The following is a 19,304-nucleotide window of genomic DNA, read 5'->3' as shown; positions in this document are numbered from 1 at the left end:
GTATGCGTCGCCGTCTCCTCGCAGCCGTCCCGGCTATCGCGCTCAGCCTGGTCGTCTCCGCCTGCGGTGACGGGGCCTCCCGCGCGCCGTTTGCAGAGAGTCGAACGCCGCCGGCCCTGACCGCCCGCTTCTATCCGTCACAGGGATGGGCCTGGGGATACATCCAGTCCGGCGACGGTCCAGTGCAGCGCTACGGCGTCACCGCGCCGCCGGTGTCGCCCCGAGGGACGATCCTGATCCTCACCGGTTATGGCGAAACAGCTGAAAAGTGGTTCGAAACCGTGTCGGACCTCACGCGGCGCGGCTTTACCGTCTGGGTCCTAGAACGTCAGGGACAGGGCGGGTCTGAACGACTGACGCCGTGGCGTGACCTTGGCCACATCGACAACTTCGATCCTGACGTGGCGGTCGTCAAAGCGCTGGTCAATACAGTGATCCGCCCCAAGGGCGGGGCGCGCTTCGTTGTGCTGGGACATGGTGAAGGCGGCTTGGTCGCGCTGCGAGCGGCGCAGACAGGTCTGCCCATGGACGCCCTTGTGCTCTCATCCCCGGCGTTCGGCCTGAGCGCCCTACCCCGGCCCCGCTCCGATTTCGCCAGATTTACGCCGGCGCTGAGAACCCTCCGACTGGGCTGGGTCCGCTCTTCGGACCAGAGGGGCTGGCGTCGAGACGGTCCGGACGGCAAGGCTGCGGGCCTCACCCACGACGCCGACCGCGGCAAGGTTCAGGCCGCCTGGATGCTGGCCAACCCGGATCTTCGCATGGGCGGGCGGAGCCTGGGATGGTTCGCCGCGTTCTTCGACGCGTCAGAGGCCGCCGCGCGCGATATTGGCAAGGCGACCGTCCCCGTCCTGATGCTCAACGCCGGCCGTGACCGCGTCGTCACCGCAAAACCTCAAACGCGCCTCTGCAGGGAGATGAAGGCCTGCCGCGAGATCCGCTACGCCGAAGGCGCACACGACCTGCACATGGAATCGGACGCCGTTCGAGTCCCTTGGCTGACCGAAGTTGCGAAGTTCGCAGCGCCCGATGCGCCGCCAAAACCCAGTCCGACGAAGGATCAAGGTCACGGATTGTGACTCTTCCTTGCAAAGCTGGACCTTCCTCGGCAGACTCGCTGTTTAACGAACGAGAGCGCCCACCGCTCATCGGGGAGGTTTCGCCGGGATGCCGGTAGCTTACGACGTGCGGAACGGCCAAAAGGCCATCTTCGACGCCCTCATCGACGCCCGCGACAAGTTCGGCGCAAAGAAGCCGATCCTGGAGGACCAGGATCGCAACCCGCTGACCTATACGGATCTGATCCGGGCCAGCTTTGCGCTCGGCCGCAAGATCGCCGCCATGACCAAGCCTGGCGAGCATGTCGGCGTGCTGCTGCCGTCGGGCGCGGGCTCGGTGGTCACGTTCTTCGCGCTACACGCCTTCGGGCGCGTGCCGACGATGCTGAACTTCACCGCCGGCATCCGGAACATCAAGGCCGCTTGCAAGCTGGCCAAGATCAACCGCGTGCTCACCGCGCACAAGTTCATCGAGCTGGGCAAGCTGCACGACATCGTCGATGCGATCGCCGAGCAGGCGCAGGTGACCTATCTGGAAGACGTTCGGGGCACGATCGGCCTTCCGGACAAGCTGTTCGCCGCCGCAGCCGGTATGTTCCCACGCCAGTTCCGGGCGCCGGCCAAGCCCTCGGACAAGGGCGTGGTGCTCTTCACCTCTGGCAGCTTCGGCGCCCCGCGCGGCGTTGTGCTGACCCAGGAGAACCTCGTCCAGAACGCCATGCAGGTCGCGGCGCACATCGAGCTCGACCCGGATTGGGTGATGTTCAATCCCCTGCCCGTCTTCCACTGCTTCGGCCTGACCGGCGGTGTGATCCTGCCGATCCTGACCGGCATGAAGGCGTTCCAGTATCCCTCACCCCTGCACACCAAGCAGATCCCGCCGCTGATCAAGGACGCCAAGGCCTCGATCCTGCTGGCGACCGACACCTTCGTGAACCAGTACGCCCGCGCGGCCGAGTCCGACGAGCTGTCGGGCCTGGAGTTCGTGGTCTGCGGCGCCGAGAAGGTTCGCGACGAGACGCACACGTTGATCAAGGAGCGCTTCGGCGGCGTGCCGCTGCTCGAGGGCTACGGCGCGACCGAGGCCTCGCCCGTGATCGCGGTGAACAAGCCGACCGACAATCGCCCCGGCACCGTCGGCGGACTGCTCCCGGGCCAGGAGGTGCGGATCGAACCCGTCGAGGGCATCCCCGAAGGCGGACGCCTGTTCGTGCGCGGTCCGAACATCATGGCGGGCTATCTGCGCGAGGACGGCGGCGTCGACGCCCCTGAGGGCGGCTGGCATGACACCGGTGATGTGGTCACCATGTCCGACGACCAGTGGATCACCATCAAGGGTCGCGTGAAGCGCTTCGCCAAGATCGGCGGCGAAATGGTCTCGCTGACCGCTGCTGAAGACCTCGCTTCGGCGGTCTGGCCGGACGGTCGCCATGCGGTGATCTCGATGCCCGACAAGAAGAAGGGCGAGAAGCTCATCCTGGTCACCGATCGCCACGACGCTGACGTCGCGCCGCTTGTCGCGCATGCCCAGACGATCGGCGCGCCCGAGCTGGCGGTCCCGCGCAAGATTCTGAAGGTCACCGAAGTGCCCGTGCTCGGCAGCGGCAAGACGGACTATGTCGCGATCCAGCGCATGGCGGAAACCGACACGCAAGCGGCCTGAGTAAGCTCCGGCGGCCTGCTCGCGGTCGTCGGCTAGAATGTCGCGCCGAGCGCTTCGAGCTCGGCGCGGAAACCCTGCTTGCGGATGTGCGCCGCCCGAAGGTCGGCGACGAAGCTCGCGTGATCCGGATATTCGCCGAAATCCGCGATCATGGCCGCCAGGGACTCGGCTTCCAGCAACTGGCGGGCGGCGTCAGCGTAGCGCGTCGCGACGCCATAGGTCAGCACGTGCTGGATGGAGCCGCGCAGCAAGAGGCTCGCCGCAAGCGGATAGCTTCCCTCCAACCGTCGCGCCGCCTCGGTGATCAGGACGTCGTCCGCGCCGTTGATCTCACCCGAGCGCGACAGGATCAGACGCGACGCCGCCGGAAAGTCGGGCCACGACACGAAGAACGCCAGAGCTGTGTCAAAGCGCGGGAAGCGACGCACGACCGCCTTGGCCTGATCCTCGGCCTCGACGTCGTCGAAGTCCGGAAGGCTCTTCAGATAGGCCCGGAGAAGCGGAATGGAGAGCGTGCGCTCGAACTCAGCCCAACGTCGCTTCTGCGCTTCCTGATGATGTCCTGTGGCCTCCAGCGCCTCCAGCATCACCTCTTCCCAGGCGGCGCGCTCCTCGACGGACGTCGGATGGCGGCCCCGTGCTTCACCGGGCGCACCGGCCTGCAGGGTGGCCAGGGCGTCTTCGCCACGGCCCGCCGCGAGAAGGCGTCTGGCGATCTCGGCTGAGACCAGCGGCGTGCGACGAAGCTCAGGCGCGAAGGTCGCCTCGAAGGCGTCGATATCGCCGCTGGCGTCCGCCAGGCGCCGCAAGGCGTCCTTGTAGACCGCCGACATCGGGTCAGCGCCCCGCAGCCGCTTGGCGTTCATCGCCAGGACCGTTTCCAGCACCTCGCGCAGATGGGCCCGCCCCTGCGGTCCCATGGCGGGGGCCAGGGCGCTGGCGAGCGATCCCATCTGGGCGTGATAGTCAGTCGCCAGGATCTTGGCCGTTCGCTCCGCCAGAGCGATCGGCTCGGGCACGGCCTTCTCGGCGATGGCGCCGATGGCGTCACGGGCCGCCAGGAACACATCACCGATCGGACCGTCGGGCTGGCTGAGCCGATCCAGGGTCGGAGAGGCCAGATCCAGCAGATCGAGCATGAGATCGAGCGCGGCGGTCGCATCGTCCTGAGCCAGCCGCTCGATCATCCGGCGATGAAGGTCCAGGTCCCGGGCGAACGCCGGACGCTTGCGCCAGTGGATCCGCGACGAAGACTTGCCGATCGTCGCCAGGCGCTTGGAAATCTCCAGCGTCAGGCCTTCGCTGCCGGCCTCAGCAAACAGCTCCAGCCGAAGCACCCGCTTGACGTGGCTGTCACTGGACAGGTCGAGCAGGATGGCGGCGAGCCGCTCAGCGCCAAGATCGGCCAGATTGGCTTCGGAAAGGGTCGTCTTCGACCCCTTCCGCACCTTCGGCTTTTCGCCCGCTGTCGCGGCGGCCTTGCGCGCCATCCAGACTCCCTAAGCTGCCCTAGATGTGCAGCACGCGTCCGTAGGCGTCCAGAGCCGCTTCGTGCATCGCTTCCGACATGGTCGGGTGGGCGTAGACGACGCCGTGCAGGTCTTCTTCAGTGGCTTCCAGGGTGATGGCGGTGACGAAGCCCTGGATCATCTCGGTCACTTCGTGGCCGATCATGTGAGCGCCGATCAGCGCGCCCGTCTTGGCGTCGAACACGGTCTTGACGAAGCCCTCGGTCTCGCCCGCCGCCACGGCCTTGCCGTTGACGCGGAACGGGAAGCGGCCGGCCTTGACCTCGATGCCCGCCGCCTTGGCGCCGGCTTCGGTGTAGCCCACCGAGGCCACTTGCGGATTGGCGTAGGTGCAGCCCGGGATCGGCGAATGGACGTTGGGCGTCTTGTAGCCGGCGATCGCCTCGGCCGCGTGGATGCCCTCGTGGCTGGCCTTGTGGGCGAGCCACGGCGCGCCGGCGATGTCGCCGATGGCGTAAAGGCCGGGCACGTTGGTGCGGCAGTGCTTGTCGGTCACGACGTGACCACGATCCAGGCTCACGCCCAGCGCTTCCAGGCCGTCATTGTTGGGCGCGATGCCGACGGCGACGATGCACTTCTCGGCGGTCAGCTGCTCGATCTTGCCACCGGCTTCGACGGTGACGGCGACGCCGTCCTTGGTCTTCTCGATCTTGCTGACCTTCGCGCCGACACGGAACTTGATACCGCGCTTCTCGAACGCCTTCTGGGCGGCCTTGGAAACTTCCTCGTCCTCGACCGGCATGATGCGGTCAATGGCTTCGACGACGGTCACTTCGGCGCCCAGCGCACGGTAGAAGCTGGCGAACTCGATGCCGATGGCGCCCGAGCCGATCACGACCAGCGACTTGGGCATAGACTTGGGCGCCAGGGCGTCGCGGTAGGTCCAGATCTTGTCGCCGTCCGAGACCGCGCCGATGGCCGGGATCTCGCGGGCGCGGGCGCCGCTGGCCAGGATCACGTTCTTGGCCTGCACCGTGCGGCTGCCGCCGGCCTTCAAGGCGACAACGACCTTCGGAGCCGGCGCGCCCTTCTCAAGCTTGGCCTCGCCCTCGATCACCTCGATCTTGTGCTTCTTCATCAGGAAGGCGATGCCGCCCGACATGTTCTTGGCCACGCCGCGCGAGCGCTCGATGATCTTGCCGAAGTCGAACGAGGCCTTCTCGACCGACAGGCCGTAACCGCCCAGATGCGACAGCTGCTCGTACACCTCGCCGGACTTCAGCAGCGCCTTGGTCGGGATGCAGCCCCAGTTCAGGCAGATGCCGCCCAGGTTCTCACGCTCGACGATGGCCGTCTTCAGGCCCAGCTGGCTGGCGCGGATCGCGGCCACATAGCCGCCAGGACCGGCGCCGATGACGACGACATCGAATTCCGTGGACATGTTCTTCTAACCCTGACTTTGGCGACCGCGCGAGGGAGCGCAGCGGCGCCGATCGACCAGTCTGCAAACCGGTCTGGGAGAAACTAGAGCAGCGCCTCGACCGCGACCTTCAGGTCTTCGGGCTTCACGGTCGGCGCGAACCGATCGACGACCTGACCGTCCTTGCCGATCAGGAACTTGGTGAAGTTCCACTTGATCGCCTCAGTGCCCAAAACGCCCTTCTGCTCCTTCTTGAGGAACTTGTAGAGCGGGTGGGCGTCGGCGCCGTTGACGTCGATCTTGCTCATGACCGGGAAGCTCACGTCGTAGGTCAGCGAACAGAAGTTCGCGATCTCGGCGGCGTCGCCCGGCTCCTGAGCGCCGAACTGATTGCAAGGGAAGGCCAGGACCGTGAAGCCACGGTCCTTATGCGCCTTGTAGAGCAATTCCAGGCCTTCGTACTGAGGCGTGAACCCGCACTTGCTGGCGGTGTTCACGATCAGCAGCACCTGGCCGCGATAGTCGGCCAGGCTCACGTCCTGGCCGTCCAGCGTCTTGGCGGAATAGTCGTAGACCGACATGGCCATCTCCTCCCCGCGACCTGATCAGACGATCAGGGTCAGCGGCTCTTCGATCAGCGGCTTGAACGCCGCCAGGAACTTGGCGCCGACCGAGCCGTCGACCACGCGATGATCGCAGGTCAGGGTCACGGTCATGACCGTGGCGACCTTGATCTCACCGTTCTTGACGACCGGACGCTGCTCGCCGGCGCCGACGCTCATGATCGCGCCTTGCGGCTCGTTGATGATCGAGGCGAACGACTTGATGCCGAACATGCCGAGGTTGCTGATCGAGAAGGTGCCGCCCTGGAATTCCTCGGGCTTCAGCTTCTTGTCCTTGGCGCGCTGGGCCAGGTCCTTCATCTCGGCGGAGATCTGCGCCAGGCCCTTGGTCTCGGCCTTGCGGATGATCGGCGTGATCAGGCCGCCATCGACCGCCACGGCGACGGCGATGTCGGCGTGGTGGTGCATGGCGATGCCTTCCGGCGTGTAGCTGGCGTTGGCTTCCGGCACCTGCTTCAGGGCCACGGCGGCGGCCTTGATGACGATGTCGTTCACCGAGACCTTCACGCCCTGCTTTTCCAGCAGGCTGTTGATCTTGGCGCGGGCGGCCAGCAGGGCGTCGATCTCAAGATCGATCGTGAGCGGGAAGTGCGGCACGTCGCGGAAGCTCTCCGTCATGCGACGGGCGATCGTCTTGCGCATGCCGTCCAGCGGGACGAGGTCGTAGGAGCCGGCGGGAATGCCCATCTGCTCCAGCGACTGGATCTGACGCGGCGCGGCGGCGGTCGGAGCGACGGCGGCGGGCGCCGAGGCCGGAGCGGCCTTAGCGGCCGGCGCGCCCGACTTGGCGGCTTCGACGTCCGACTTCACGACGCGGCCGTGCGGGCCGGTGCCCTTGAGGGCCTTCAAGTCGAGACCGGCGGCCGAAGCCAGACGGCGGGCCAGGGGCGAGGCCAGGACGCGCGAGCCGTCAGCGGCGACCGGAGCGGCCGGCGCGGGCACGGCCGGAGCCGGGGCGGCGGCCGGAACCGGCGCAGCGGCGGCGGCTTTCGGGGCTTCGACCTTCGGGGCCGGCGCGGGGCTGTCGCCCTCGCCCGTCAGCTTGGCGATCAGGGCGTTGACCTTGACGTTCTCGGTGCCGGCCTCGACCAGGATGGCCTCGACCACGCCTTCATCGACGGCTTCGACTTCCATCGTCGCCTTGTCGGTCTCGATCTCGGCGATCACGTCGCCGGCCTTAACGGTGTCGCCGACCTTCACGTGCCACTTGGCGAGGGTTCCCTCCTCCATGGTGGGCGACAGGGCGGGCATCAGGATGTCGATCGACATTGAGCTTGTTCCTCAATCCTTCGGGACGGTCGCGAACCCTTTCGTCTGCGAGGGCCGGCGTCCACGATACCCCGCTTTGGGGCGGGATGAATGTCTTGGCCAAGAGCAGCGGCCCCCGCCAGGGGCGAGGGCCGCGATCTCTTAGCGGTAGCAGACCGCCTTGGCCGCCTTCACGATCTTCTCGACCGACGGCAGGCTCAGGGCTTCCAGGTTCGCCGCATAGGGCAGCGGCACATCTTCCTGGCAGACCCGCAGCGGCGGGGCGTCCAGATAGTCGAAGCCGAACTCGGTGATGCGGGCGACGATCTCGGCGCCGACGCCCATCGGGCCCCAGCCTTCCTCGACCGTGACCAGGCGGTTGGTCTTCTTGACGCTTTCCAGGATGGTCGCGTGGTCCATCGGACGGATCGTGCGCAGGTCGACGACCTCGGCGGCGATGCCTTCCTTTTCCAGCTCCTCGGCCGCCTTCAGGGCGAAACCGACCATGCGGCTGTAAGCCACCAGCGTGACGTCCGAGCCTTGGCGACGGACCTTGGCCTTGCCGATCGGCACGACCCAGTCCTCGACGTCCGGGATGTCGAACTCGTGGCCGTACATCATCTCGTGCTCGAGGAAGACGACCGGGTTCGGATCGCGGATGGCGGCCTTAAGCAGGCCCTTGGCGTCAGCGGCGTCGTAGGGCGCGATGACCTTCAGGCCCGGGACGTTGCCGTACCAGGCAGCGTAGTCCTGGCTGTGCTGGGCGCCGACGCGCGAGGCCGCGCCGTTCGGGCCGCGGAACACGATCGACGACTTGATCTGGCCGCCCGACATGTAGAGCGTCTTGGCCGCCGAGTTGATGATGTGGTCGATCGCCTGCATGGCGAAGTTCCAGGTCATGAACTCGACGATCGGCTTCAGGCCGGCCATGGCCGCACCGACGCCCATGCCGGCGAAGCCGTGCTCGGTGATCGGGGTGTCGATGACGCGACGGTCGCCGAACTCCTGCAGCAGCTCACGGCTGACCTTGTAGGCGCCCTGATACTGGGCGACTTCCTCGCCCATCAGGAACACGCGGTCATCGCGGCGCATTTCCTCGGCCATCGCGTCGCGCAGAGCGTCGCGAACCGTGATCTTCTTCAGCGGCTTACCGTCGATCTCGGGATCGGCGAAGGTCGAAACGGCCGAAATCGGGCCGCCAGCGGCCGGAGCCGCAGCGACTGGGGCCGAAGCGACCTCAGCGGCGGGAGCAGCAGCAGCCGGAGCGGCGGCTTCACCCTCGCCTTTCAGGCGGGCGATCAGCGTGTTGACCTTGACGTTCTCGCTGCCGGCCGGAACCAGGATGGCTTCGATCACACCTTCGTCCACGGCTTCGACTTCCATCGTCGCCTTGTCGGTCTCGATCTCGGCGATCACGTCGCCGGCCTTGATGGTGTCGCCTTCCTTCACCAGCCACTTGGCCAGGGTGCCTTCCTCCATCGTCGGGGAAAGCGCGGGCATCAGGATGTCCGTCACTCGGCGGCCTCCAGGTAGACGTCGGTATACAGTTCCGAGGGATCGGGCTCGGGGCTCGTGCGGGCGAATTCGGCGGCCTCGGCGACAATGCGCTTCACTTCGGCGTCGACGCCCTTCAGGTCGTCTTCGGTGACGCCGGCCTTGGCCAGGCGTTCCTTAATGTGATCGATGGGATCGCGGGTCGTCTTGACCTCGTCGACCTCTTCCTTGGTCCGGTACTTGGCCGGGTCCGACATCGAGTGGCCGCGATAGCGATAGGTCTTCATCTCGAGGATGTAGGGACCTTGGCCGCTACGGGCGTGCTCGGTGGCGCGAGCGCCGGCTTCACGCACGGCGATGACGTCCATGCCGTCGACTTCCTCGCCCGGGATGCGGAACGAGACGCCGCGCTTGTGGAACGCGGTTTCCGAGGCGGCGCGCTCGACGGCGGTGCCCATGGCGTACTGGTTGTTCTCGATCACGTACACGACCGGCAGCTTCCACAGCTGGGCCATGTTGAAGCTCTCGTAGACCTGACCCTGGTTGGCCGCGCCATCGCCCATATAGGCGTAGGAGACGTTGCCGTTGTTGCGGTAGCTGTTGGCCAGGGCCAGACCGGTGCCGAGCGCGACCTGGGCGCCGACGATGCCGTGACCGCCGTAGAAGCCGGTGGCGATGTCGAACATGTGCATCGACCCGCCCTTGCCCTTGGACGAACCGCCGGCCCGGCCGGTCAGTTCGGCCATCACCTCGCGGGGATCCATGCCGGCGGCCAGCATGTGGCCGTGGTCACGATAGCCCGTGATGATCTGGTCGCCCTTCTGCGAGATCGACTGCATGCCGACCGCGATGGCTTCCTGACCGATGTACAGGTGGCAGAAGCCGCCGATCAGGCCCATGCCGTACAGCTGGCCCGCCCGCTCCTCGAAGCGGCGGATGAGCAGCATGTCCTGATAGAATTTCAGGAGTTCGTCCTTGCCGACGAAGGCGTTGACACCGGTTTCCGGCGCCTTCCCCTCGGAGGCTTCAGCCTTGCGCGTGCGCGCCATTCAAATCTCCCTGGCCAATCTTCATCGCGGCCTTCATCCGATGAGCGCTTCCCGCCGAAAATTCGTCGGTTCCGCGAAGGTAACGCCCTGATGTTCACTCAGATCAAACGCTGATCCTGGCGATCCCCGTCTGACCCGTCGTCATTCCCGAGATGTAGCGACAGATCAGCGCGAACGCTTGACCCGGATCACATAGTCCCTCGGATCGGCGTATCCCAGAAGGGAGCGCGCGCGCTCCTCCAAAAGATCAGCCGACAGACTGCCGCTGCGTAATAGACGAGCGCGGGCCTCAAGGTCCATCCTCTCTGCGCGTATCTTCCTGAGTTCTCTCGTTTTTGCTGCGAGGTCCGCATTGCGCTGCGAGATGGAAAGCAGACCCCGATCACCCGTCAGAGCGTGAAAGGCGAAGTAGAAAATCAGGAAGAAGATCGCCGCAGTCGGCAGGAAGGGTTGCAGTCGGGCGAACATCTTAGCGTCCCAAAGAGGGATTCGTAGGATCGCCGACTGGCCTTAACGCCTTCTAAATCCGGGCGTTGAGCAGGGTTATCGGCCGATCGCCCGCCAGGCGAGCGATGCTTTCATCTGAGATGGTTTCATCCGCATCTAGATACCGCGCCGCCGAAGCCATTTCGCGCTCGCGAACACGGGAAAACTGGTCTCGTTTGAAACGACCGGCGCGCTTTTAGAAAATTTGTGGGTAAACGCCGTTCGACGAAGCCCATCCCTCCCCCTGCAAAGGCGCGCCGGCGGGAATCGGACATGAAAAGAGCGTGCCCGCTCGCGCGGACACGCTCCTGTCGTCTCGACTATTCCAAGACTGTTTAGCGACCCTTGAGGGCGGCTCGGCCGGCGTAGACGCCCTGATCATCCAGCATTTCCTGGATGCGAAGCAGTTGGTTGTACTTGGCCGTCCGGTCTGACCGCGCCAGCGAGCCGGTCTTGATCTGACCGCAGTTCAGAGCGACCGCCAGGTCCGCGATCGTGCTGTCTTCGGTCTCGCCCGAACGGTGGCTCATCACGCTGGTGTAACCGTGACGATGCGCCAGCTCGACCGCGTCGATGGTTTCCGAGAGCGTGCCGATCTGGTTGACCTTCACCAGGATCGAGTTGGCCAGACCCTTGTCCAGGCCCATCTGCAGACGCTTGGGGTTGGTGACGAACAGGTCGTCGCCGACCAGCTGCACCTTCTTGCCAAGGGTGTCGGTCAGCAGCTTCCAGCCGTCGAAATCGTCTTCGGCCATGCCGTCCTCGATCGTCAGGATCGGGAACTTGGCGACCAGACCAGCCAGGTAGTCGACCATGGCGGCTGGATCCAGCGACTTGCCCTCGCCTTCAAGCTCGTACTTGCCGTTCTTGAAGAACTCGGTCGAGGCGACGTCGAGGCCCAGGACAAAGTCGTCACCGGCCTTGTAGCCCGCCTTCTCACCCGCCTTGACGATGAAGTCGAGTGCGGCTTCAGCCGACGCCAGGTTCGGCGCAAAGCCGCCTTCGTCGCCGACATTGGTGTTGTGACCCGCGTCCTTCAGAGCCTTCTTCAGGGCGTGGAAAATCTCTGCGCCCATCCGCAGGCCTTCGCGGAAGTCCTTGGCGCCGGTCGGCAGGATCATGAACTCCTGGATGTCGATCGGATTGTCGGCGTGAGCGCCGCCGTTGATGATGTTCATCATCGGGGTCGGCAGCACGCGGGCGTTGACGCCGCCGACATACTTGTAGAGCGGCAGGCCGGCGGACTCGGCGGCGGCCTTGGCGGTGGCCAGCGAGACGCCGAGGATGGCGTTGGCGCCCAGACGCGCCTTGTTCGGCGTACCGTCGAGCTCGATCATCAGGTTGTCGACCCGACGCTGGTCTTCGGCGTCGACGCCCGACAGCGCGTCGAAGATCTCGCCATTGACGGCGTCGACCGCCTGCTGGACGCCCTTGCCCAGATAGCGAGCCTTGTCGCCATCACGCTTTTCGTTGGCTTCGTGAGCGCCCGTCGAGGCGCCCGAGGGCACTGCGGCGCGACCGAACGCGCCGTCCTCGAGAATGACGTCGACTTCGACGGTCGGGTTCCCCCGGCTGTCGAGAATTTCGCGGGCGATGATGTCGACGATCTCGGTCATGGACTTCTCCTCAAGGCCAAAGGCGCGGGAGCCTTAGCCGCCAAGCGTCCAAGGCGCAACTTGACTTCCCCATGGGAGGCCGCGTGAACGTCGATAACCCAAGGGAGGACCCGATGCTGCTCATCGAACGACGCGGCGCCATCGCCATTGTGACGCTCAATCGCCCCGAGGCGATGAACGCTCTCTCCAAGGCGCTGAGATTGGCCCTCCATGACGCTATCGTCCAACTCGACCAGGATCCGGACGTCAGCGTCGTGATCCTGACCGGCGCCGGCGATCGAGCCTTCACCGCCGGGCTGGATCTCAAGGAGCTTGGCGGCGATCCCGCGGCCATGGGCGCAGCGAACGATCAGGATGCGCGATCGAACCCTGTGCGAGCGGTGGAGACCTGCCGTAAGCCCGTGATCGGGGCGATCAACGGCGTCGCGATCACTGGCGGTTTCGAACTGGCGCTGGCGTGCGACGTGCTCCTGGCTTCCGAGAACGCGCGCTTCGCCGACACCCATGCGCGGGTCGGCATCATGCCGGGCTGGGGGCTGTCTCAGAAGCTGTCGCGCCTGATCGGGCCCTACAGGGCCAAGGAGTTGTCCCTCACCGGCAACTTCCTCGACGCCCGCACCGCCGCTGACTGGGGGCTGGTCAATCGCGTGACGACAGCGAGCGAGCTGTTGCCCACCGCATTGCGTATGGCCCAGGACATGGCGTCCATTCCGGTGGAAGCCCTGTCGTTCTACAAGTCCCTGATCGACGACGGATACGCCGTGGCGTTCGGTGAGGGGCTGGCGCTGGAGCACGAGCGGTCCAGCGCTCACAATCGCACGGTGACGCCCGAGCGTGTCGAGGCGCAGCGACGCCAAGTCATGGAGCGCGGCCGAGGCCAGTAGGACGGGCTGTCTTCACGCCTGCAGGATGGGCGAGAAGCCCCCCTGCCCCAGTCGGAACAGCACCTTTCCTGCGCCGAAATCCAGCTCCACCCTCGCGAAGAGTCGGAGCACATCGACCCCGAACAGGGCGGCGGGCCGATCGTTCAGCCCCCAGTGGTTGAAGACATGCAGATCCGCGAACGCCATGGGCGTATTGGTCAGGCGCAGGTCTCCCATCGTGATGGCGGGAATGACGCGGAACTCGCCAAGCTGGATCTCACCACTGGCGGTGAGCAATCGGATCGGGCGAACCAGATCGGATGAACGGCGCCGCTTTGCGGCGATCGATCGAGCCAGCGCCATGTTGCCGATGCTGACCCCGCCGCCGGAGTCGATGAAGGCCAATGACCTTGCACCGGCGATCCGGGAGTGGGCCAGGGTGAGCCGCCCAAACCGCGAATCCGCCGAAACCGTGACCTCCCGCGAACTGGCGTACGGCTCGAAGCCTGGCGCGCTGCGGCGGATCTCCAGCTGGTTCTTTCGGAAGTCGATGATGACGTTCCGCCCGTCCAGGGCGTCGACGCCGAGAAGGCCATCAGCGCCTACCCGTTCATACGGCAGGACGGGCAGGATGCTGTTGGTCAGCCCCGTGTCGCCGGCCCGCAAGGAGCGCACCAGCGCGGTCTGGCACGTGACCGCGCCGGTGGCGCCGTGAACCAGGACGTCGGGTCCTCGCGGCAGCTTGAGGCGTTCGGCCAGACCAGGCGTCAGGACCGTCTTGTCGGCGCCGGTGTCGACGACGAAGCGAAAGCCCGCCTCGCCGTTGATCGTCGTGGCGACCGTCAGGCGGGCGTCGCTATCGAGCGCTGCGTCCAGGATCACCAGCGGATCTTCGCCGGCGCCGGTCTCGCGGCTACCGGGAATCGTGAGGGGCGTCTGGCTCGCCACCGCAGCCTGAGCGCTGGCGCCAAGGAGGCCGGGCGCGGCCAGGATCGAGCCCAGACCTCCGGCCAGCGTGCGACGTGTGAACATCGGCCTGCTCCTCCCGGCGGGAAGGATAACACCGTTTTCGACACACTCGACGAAAATACGACGAAAAGCGCCGCCGGGACGAAACCCGGCGGCGCTTTCGAATCGTCAGAGGCGAAAGGAGACTTAGTCTTCCTTCGGCGTCAGGATCTGCTTGCCGTTGTACATGCCGGTCTTCAGATCGACATGGTGCGGACGGCGCAGCTCGCCCGTGTCCTTGTCCTCGATGAACGAGTTGGCGCCCAGGGCGTGGTGCGACCGGCGCATGTTCCGGCGAGAAGGCGAAGTTTTTCTTTTAGGAACGGCCATCGAAGTGACTCTGCTCGCTGAGCGTGAAAATCGAGAGCGGCGGCTTGGGAGCGCCCGAGCCGCCGCGTGAGGGCGGGCTTATGCCCGAATCTGTGGGAAGATGCAACCTCGTGATCAGACGAGGCGTCCATGCTCCTTCGCCGCCGCGATAAAGCTGGCGAAAAGCGGGTGCGGGGCGAACGGGCGGCTCTTCAGTTCGGGGTGATACTGGACGCCGATGAACCACGGATGGTCGTCCCGCTCGACGATTTCGGGCAGCACGCCGTTGGGCGAGCGACCGGTCAGTTTCAGGCCTGCGTCCTCCATCAGGTGGACGTAGCCGATATTGACCTCGTAGCGGTGGCGGTGGCGCTCGCTGATCTCGGTGGCCCCATAGATCTCGGCGATCTTCGATCCGGCCGTCAGGACGGCGTCATAGGCCCCCAGGCGCATGGTGCCGCCCAGGTCGTCGTTGGCGCGGCGCTGGACGGTCTCATTGCCCTTGATCCACTCGGTCATGATGCCGACCACGGGACGCTCGGTCGGGCCAAACTCGCTGGAGCTGGCGTCGGTGATTCCGGCGACGTTGCGCAGGGTCTCGATGACCGCCATCTGCATGCCGAAACAGATGCCGAAGTACGGCACCTTGCGTTCGCGGGCGAACTGGGCCGCGCGGATCTTGCCTTCCGCGCCGCGTTCGCCGAAGCCGCCGGGCACCATGATGGCGTGGGCGTTCTCCAGGCGCGCCGCAGCCGCCCCCTCGTCGCCCTCGAAGGTCTCGCTCTCGACCCAGTCGAGATTGACCTTGACCTTGTTGGCCAGGCCCCCGTGGTGGAGAGCCTCGATCAGCGACTTGTAGGCGTCCTTCAGCACCGTGTACTTGCCGACGACAGCGATGGTGACCTCGCCGTCGGGGTGCTGGACGGTGTCGTCGATGGTCTTCCAGCGCGACAGGTCCGGGGCCGGCGCATCGCGCATGCCGAAGACATCCAGCACCTCGGCGTCCAGACCCTGCTCGTGATAGTCGATCGGCACGGCGTAGATGGACGAGCTATCCATCGCCTGGATCACCGCGCTGGGCCGCACGTTGCAGAACTGGGCGATCTTGCGCTTTTCCTCCGGCGGGATCTCCTGCTCGCAGCGGCACAGCAGGATGTCCGGCTGGATGCCGATCGAGCGCAGTTCCTTGACCGAGTGCTGGGTCGGCTTGGTCTTCATCTCGCCGGCCGTCTTGATGAACGGCAGCAGGGTCAGGTGCACATAGCAGCTCTGGCCGCGCGGCAGGTCCTGGCGCAGCTGGCGGATGGCTTCGAAGAACGGCAGCCCCTCGATGTCGCCGACCGTGCCGCCGATCTCGACCAGCACGAAGTCGACGGCCTTCTCGCCCGTCTCGTCCATGGCCGGCGACAGGACGAAGTCCTTGATCTCGTTGGTCACGTGCGGGATCACCTGGACGGTCGCGCCCAGATAGTCGCCGCGGCGCTCCTTCTCGATGATCGTCTTGTAGATCTGGCCGGTGGTGATGTTGTCGGCCTTGGTCGCCGACACGCCGGTGAAGCGCTCGTAGTGGCCCAGGTCCAGGTCGGTTTCGGCCCCGTCGTCGGTCACGAAGACCTCGCCGTGCTGATACGGGCTCATCGTGCCCGGATCGACGTTGAGATAGGGGTCGAGCTTACGAAGGCGGACCTTGTAGCCGCGCGCTTGCAGCAGCGCGCCGAGCGCCGCCGAGGCCAGACCTTTGCCAAGCGAGGAAACCACGCCGCCGGTGATGAAGATGTACCGCGTCATGGGCGATCAGATTACTCGTGATTCGTGGACGCGGGGAGCAAAGACCCGCGTTCATCAACAAGATTAAACCCCCGAGGTCGCCCTCGGGGGTCGGTGAAAGCGCCGTCTGGGACGGTTAGGGCTTGGGCTGGCCGGCCGGGGCGGTGGCCGGAGCCGGCTCGGCGGGGGCCAGGAGCGCGGGCTGCTGGACGGCCGGCGCCGGGGTGTTGATCTGCGGCGTCGGGGCCTGGATGCCGCCCGGCTGGGCCGACGAGGGCAGCGAGTTCAGCGAGCCCGGAGCCGGCGTCGGGGCCGGAACGTTCTGCAGGGTCTTGGCGTCCAGGCCCTTGATGCTGTCGGCGACCGAGCCGCTCTTGTCCAGACGGCCGGTCAGGATGGTCAGCACCAGGCTGATGGTCAGGAAGATCGAGAACAGGATCCAGGTGATCCGGGTCAGGAGGTCGCCGGCGCCGCGCGCGGTCATCAGGCCGCCCGAGTTACCGCCCATGCCAAGCGCGCCGCCCTCGGAGCGCTGCAGCAGCACCACCCCGATCAGGCCGAGGCAGACGACGATGTTGATGGCCAGCAGAACGCCGATGAGCATGCGAATGTGTTCTCGATCCGGGCGCGGGCCAAACCCGCGCGAAAAACGAAGCGGCCCCTCTACCACTAGAGGCGGCTCCGCGCCATAGCTGGGAAGCGTACACGCAAACGCAAGTCCCCAAGCCTTTCCCAAGGACCGCATGATCCTCGAGACCGAACGCCTCATCATCGCCCCGCTGACGGTCGACGACGCGCCGCTGATCTATCCGTTCTTCAGCGACGCCGAGGTGATGTCCACGCTCGACCAGGAGCCGATCGAGGACCCCGACGCGGTCGCCGCGCGAGTCGGCGCCCAGGTCGAGGAGATGGCCGGCGGCGACGCGGCCTACTGGGCCATCCGCCGCGCGGCCGACGGGGCCTTCATCGGCTTTTGCGAGCTGTTCGACATCGACCGCCGCCGCGACACCGCCGAGATCCGCTTCGCCGTCGCCCGCGAGGGCTGGGGCCAGGGCTTTGGCCAGGAGGCCTTAAGCGCCCTCCTCGCCCAGATCGCCGCCGACGGTCTGAAGGCCATCACCGCCCGCGTCCACGTCGGCGACGTCCCCGCCGAACGCCTGCTGGCCAAGCTGGGCTTCCGCCCCGACGGCTACATGAAGGGCGCGGTGCACCGCGACGGCGAACGCCGCGACCGGCGGATCTATGGGCTGAGGCTGTAAGACGGAGCCGCGCCGAGCGCCCCCTCCGTCACGCGGCTCCGCCGCGCGCCACCTCCCCCGTTTCACGGGTGAGGAGGGCTGTCATCCTGCCCCGCTTGCGGGGGAGGTGGATCGACGCCGTCAGGCGGCGAGACGGAGGGGGCGCTGCTGCGGGCGCGTTTCATCGCCCCCACGCGATCCCTCGCTGAGTTGATGGAAAGGGACGCGGAGCGCCGGACATCCGTCCGGAGAAGTTTGAAAAATACCGTTTCGACGAAGCCAAGCGCTCCGCGCAGCCGTTATCCGCCAGCGTCCCGTCAGGTGGCCCTGTTCAGGCCTTACCGGGACCTGGGCGCTTCGGTTTCCCGAAGTCCCAGCGGTCGAAGAGGACGAGCCAATACAGGCTAAGACACATCCTTTTGCCTTCAACCACGCCGACGGCGGGCGGGTCTGGCCAGCAACCAGATCCCCGGACCGTTCGAGTATCCCCCTCGAACCTAGCCCCGCTCGACCGCCCCCCGCCGCCACGATGGTCGCTGGCCATGCGCCCTTTCCTCGCGACGAGGTGGGTAGAGACTACGACAGGTTTCGGGGCCGGGGACGAAACGGCGGAAACCCCCATCCAATCCCCTCTCTCATAGAGAGAGGGAGGGGCCCAAGCGAAGCTTGGGAGGGTGAGAGGTTTCACCCTTTCCGGACAAGGCGGGGCTGACAAGCGACTGAAAATACGAGACTTTACGGCCAACACCGTAACCACTCACCCTCCCACGCCTTGCAGCGTGGGCCCCTCCCTCTCTCTAAGAGAGAGGGACCTGAACGCTCGTCCGCAGCGGGGGATAAGCCCCCTGCTCGGCCCGCATCCGGTAGGCCATCACCGCCGTGTGGCCCAGCTTCTCCACCAGGCGCCAGTTGACGATGGCGCCCAGCGGCGCGCCGACCACGGGGATGAACTGGACCAGTTTGGCCAGATCGATGTGGTCGCGGTACTGCTGCTGGAAGGCCCGCCAGTCGAAGTCGTCCAGGTGGGCCGGATGGGCCCGCGCGTCCCAGTCGTCCATCGCCGCCAACACGCCGGCGCGGTGCTCGCCGTCCGAGAACGCCAGCTCGAAGATGTGCAGGATGAACAGGCGCTCGCTCAGCACCGTGCCGTCATGGCCGAACACCGCGGCGATCTCGAACAAGAGCTTGATCTTGAAGCTCATCAGCAGCGGAAAATCGGCCGCCGCCAGCAAAAAGCCCCCGGCCCCGGTCACCCCGCCCTCGACGGCGGCCGTCTTCTTCCAGCCGTCGATCGCCTTGGCCGCGTGGGCCCGGCGCTCGTCCAGGGTCAGACCCGTCAGCGGCGAGCCGGTCGTAAAGTCCGACCCGACCAGCAGCGCCCGCGTCATGCCCTCGATGGCGCTGGTGATGGCCGCGTGCACCTTGTCGGGGATGATCTTGTTGATGCGCTGCTGCGCCGCGCGCGCCAGGCCGTTCAGCGGCCCCGGCGGCTGGGTCATCTCGGCGCGCCAGGCGAGGAGGTCGTGGGAGAGGGTCATGGGGTTGAGATAGGGGTTTTAGGCGCGCGGGAGAAGGTGGCGCGAAGCGCCGGATGAGGGGTCACCCCGCCCTCGCCCGCCCCCATCGCCCAAACCAACAGCCCCGTCATTCCCGCCCTTGTGGCGAGTGTTCACCGAGGCCGACAATGGCTCGCTGTCGCGATCTGAATGTCTGAACTCGGCGCATGTGCTCATGGCAGCGCGGGACCCCATTGCAGACATCGACGGTGTCCGTGAGACTGCCCGGATGAAACGCCTCTTCATCGCATTAGCGGTCATGCTTTCTGGCTGCTCTCCAGTGAAGCATACCTACACCGTAGAAACGGCGGAAGCTGAGAGCCCGGTTGCGTCTGCTGCGGTCTCCGTATGCCGTCAGCCGACATGGTCGCTGCAGCAATCAGGAACCCGCTTTACCGGCGTTAACCGCAGCAGTTGCGAGGGGTCTGGTTTCGTCC

17 protein-coding genes and 1 pseudogene are annotated in these 19,304 nt (G+C 66.1%); 4 read left to right on the top strand and 14 right to left on the bottom strand.

What is annotated here, in order from left to right; all coding sequences use genetic code 11:
* The first annotated feature begins 2 nt into the window (after positions 1 to 2).
* Together CVUC_RS14905 and CVUC_RS14900 are read left to right on the top strand one after the other, a co-directional pair.
* On the top strand, positions 3 to 1,079 hold the full coding sequence (locus CVUC_RS14905) for an alpha/beta fold hydrolase (protein ID WP_096033276.1): 1,077 nt from the start codon (positions 3 to 5) through the stop codon (positions 1,077 to 1,079).
* Positions 1,080 to 1,167: 88 nt separating this feature from the next.
* The gene (locus CVUC_RS14900; RefSeq protein ID WP_010919601.1) at positions 1,168 to 2,721 is read left to right on the top strand and encodes an AMP-binding protein; all 1,554 of its coding nucleotides are present in this window, start codon (positions 1,168 to 1,170) and stop codon (positions 2,719 to 2,721) included.
* Between the two features lie 32 nt (positions 2,722 to 2,753).
* Here CVUC_RS14900 and CVUC_RS14895 read toward each other — a convergent pair whose 3' ends face one another.
* The 8 genes from CVUC_RS14895 to eno all read right to left on the bottom strand — a co-directional run bounded on the left by CVUC_RS14895 (position 2,754) and on the right by eno (position 12,126).
* A complete protein-coding gene (locus CVUC_RS14895; RefSeq protein WP_096033275.1) occupies positions 2,754 to 4,211 on the bottom strand; it encodes a DUF6880 family protein in 1,458 nt (485 codons plus the stop codon).
* 19 nt (positions 4,212 to 4,230) lie between these two features.
* Entirely contained in the window at positions 4,231 to 5,631 is a 1,401-nt protein-coding gene (gene lpdA / locus CVUC_RS14890) for a dihydrolipoyl dehydrogenase (protein ID WP_096033274.1), read from the bottom strand.
* Positions 5,632 to 5,714: 83 nt separating this feature from the next.
* Positions 5,715 to 6,197, bottom strand: a complete 483-nt coding sequence (locus tag CVUC_RS14885) for a glutathione peroxidase (RefSeq protein WP_096033273.1) — start codon at positions 6,195 to 6,197, stop codon at positions 5,715 to 5,717.
* Between the two features lie 18 nt (positions 6,198 to 6,215).
* Positions 6,216 to 7,502, bottom strand: a complete 1,287-nt coding sequence (locus CVUC_RS14880) for a pyruvate dehydrogenase complex dihydrolipoamide acetyltransferase (RefSeq protein ID WP_096033272.1) — start codon at positions 7,500 to 7,502, stop codon at positions 6,216 to 6,218.
* 141 nt (positions 7,503 to 7,643) lie between these two features.
* Complete coding sequence (locus CVUC_RS14875; protein ID WP_096033271.1) at positions 7,644 to 8,996, bottom strand: pyruvate dehydrogenase complex E1 component subunit beta; 1,353 nt, start codon at positions 8,994 to 8,996, stop codon at positions 7,644 to 7,646.
* Positions 8,993 to 10,024 (bottom strand): pyruvate dehydrogenase (acetyl-transferring) E1 component subunit alpha, encoded by a 1,032-nt coding sequence (gene pdhA / locus CVUC_RS14870; RefSeq protein ID WP_010919594.1) that lies wholly within the window; start codon positions 10,022 to 10,024, stop codon positions 8,993 to 8,995. Before pdhA ends, CVUC_RS14875 begins: the two co-directional genes overlap by 4 nt.
* Before the next feature lie 165 nt (positions 10,025 to 10,189).
* Positions 10,190 to 10,492 (bottom strand): FtsB family cell division protein, encoded by a 303-nt coding sequence (locus CVUC_RS14865; protein WP_096033270.1) that lies wholly within the window; start codon positions 10,490 to 10,492, stop codon positions 10,190 to 10,192.
* A 353-nt stretch (positions 10,493 to 10,845) separates the two neighbouring features.
* Positions 10,846 to 12,126: a phosphopyruvate hydratase gene (gene eno, locus CVUC_RS14860; RefSeq protein ID WP_010919592.1), complete on the bottom strand. Its 1,281-nt coding sequence runs from the start codon at positions 12,124 to 12,126 to the stop codon at positions 10,846 to 10,848.
* Between the two features lie 113 nt (positions 12,127 to 12,239).
* Between eno and CVUC_RS14855 the strand changes: the two genes are divergently transcribed.
* Complete coding sequence (locus CVUC_RS14855) at positions 12,240 to 13,010, top strand: enoyl-CoA hydratase (protein ID WP_010919591.1); 771 nt, start codon at positions 12,240 to 12,242, stop codon at positions 13,008 to 13,010.
* A 12-nt stretch (positions 13,011 to 13,022) separates the two neighbouring features.
* Here CVUC_RS14855 and CVUC_RS14850 read toward each other — a convergent pair whose 3' ends face one another.
* The 4 genes from CVUC_RS14850 to secG form a co-directional block, all read right to left on the bottom strand.
* Positions 13,023 to 14,021 carry a retropepsin-like aspartic protease gene (locus tag CVUC_RS14850; RefSeq protein WP_101685841.1) on the bottom strand — a complete coding sequence of 333 codons (999 nt, stop codon included), beginning with the start codon at positions 14,019 to 14,021 and terminating at the stop codon, positions 13,023 to 13,025.
* Positions 14,022 to 14,144: 123 nt separating this feature from the next.
* Entirely contained in the window at positions 14,145 to 14,327 is a 183-nt protein-coding gene (gene rpmF, locus CVUC_RS14845; RefSeq protein WP_010919589.1) for a 50S ribosomal protein L32, read from the bottom strand.
* A gap of 114 nt (positions 14,328 to 14,441) precedes the next feature.
* The gene (locus CVUC_RS14840; protein WP_096033269.1) at positions 14,442 to 16,094 is read right to left on the bottom strand and encodes a CTP synthase; all 1,653 of its coding nucleotides are present in this window, start codon (positions 16,092 to 16,094) and stop codon (positions 14,442 to 14,444) included.
* A 115-nt stretch (positions 16,095 to 16,209) separates the two neighbouring features.
* Entirely contained in the window at positions 16,210 to 16,677 is a 468-nt protein-coding gene (gene secG, locus CVUC_RS14835) for a preprotein translocase subunit SecG (RefSeq protein ID WP_012640311.1), read from the bottom strand.
* Between the two features lie 139 nt (positions 16,678 to 16,816).
* On the opposite strand from secG, the gene CVUC_RS14830 reads away from it, so the two are divergent.
* Entirely contained in the window at positions 16,817 to 17,332 is a 516-nt protein-coding gene (locus tag CVUC_RS14830) for a GNAT family N-acetyltransferase (protein ID WP_012640310.1), read from the top strand.
* A 288-nt stretch (positions 17,333 to 17,620) separates the two neighbouring features.
* Here the strand turns inward: CVUC_RS14830 and CVUC_RS20500 are convergent.
* Positions 17,621 to 17,740 (bottom strand): annotated as a pseudogene (locus CVUC_RS20500) (hypothetical protein); the annotation flags it as partial.
* A 368-nt stretch (positions 17,741 to 18,108) separates the two neighbouring features.
* On the bottom strand, positions 18,109 to 18,849 hold the full coding sequence (locus tag CVUC_RS14815; protein ID WP_096033267.1) for an EcsC family protein: 741 nt from the start codon (positions 18,847 to 18,849) through the stop codon (positions 18,109 to 18,111).
* Positions 18,850 to 19,304 lie beyond the last annotated feature (455 nt).

The organism is Caulobacter vibrioides, assembly GCF_002858865.1.
Lineage (GTDB): Bacteria > Pseudomonadota > Alphaproteobacteria > Caulobacterales > Caulobacteraceae > Caulobacter > Caulobacter vibrioides.
This window is presented reverse-complemented; position numbering and strand designations above follow the sequence as displayed.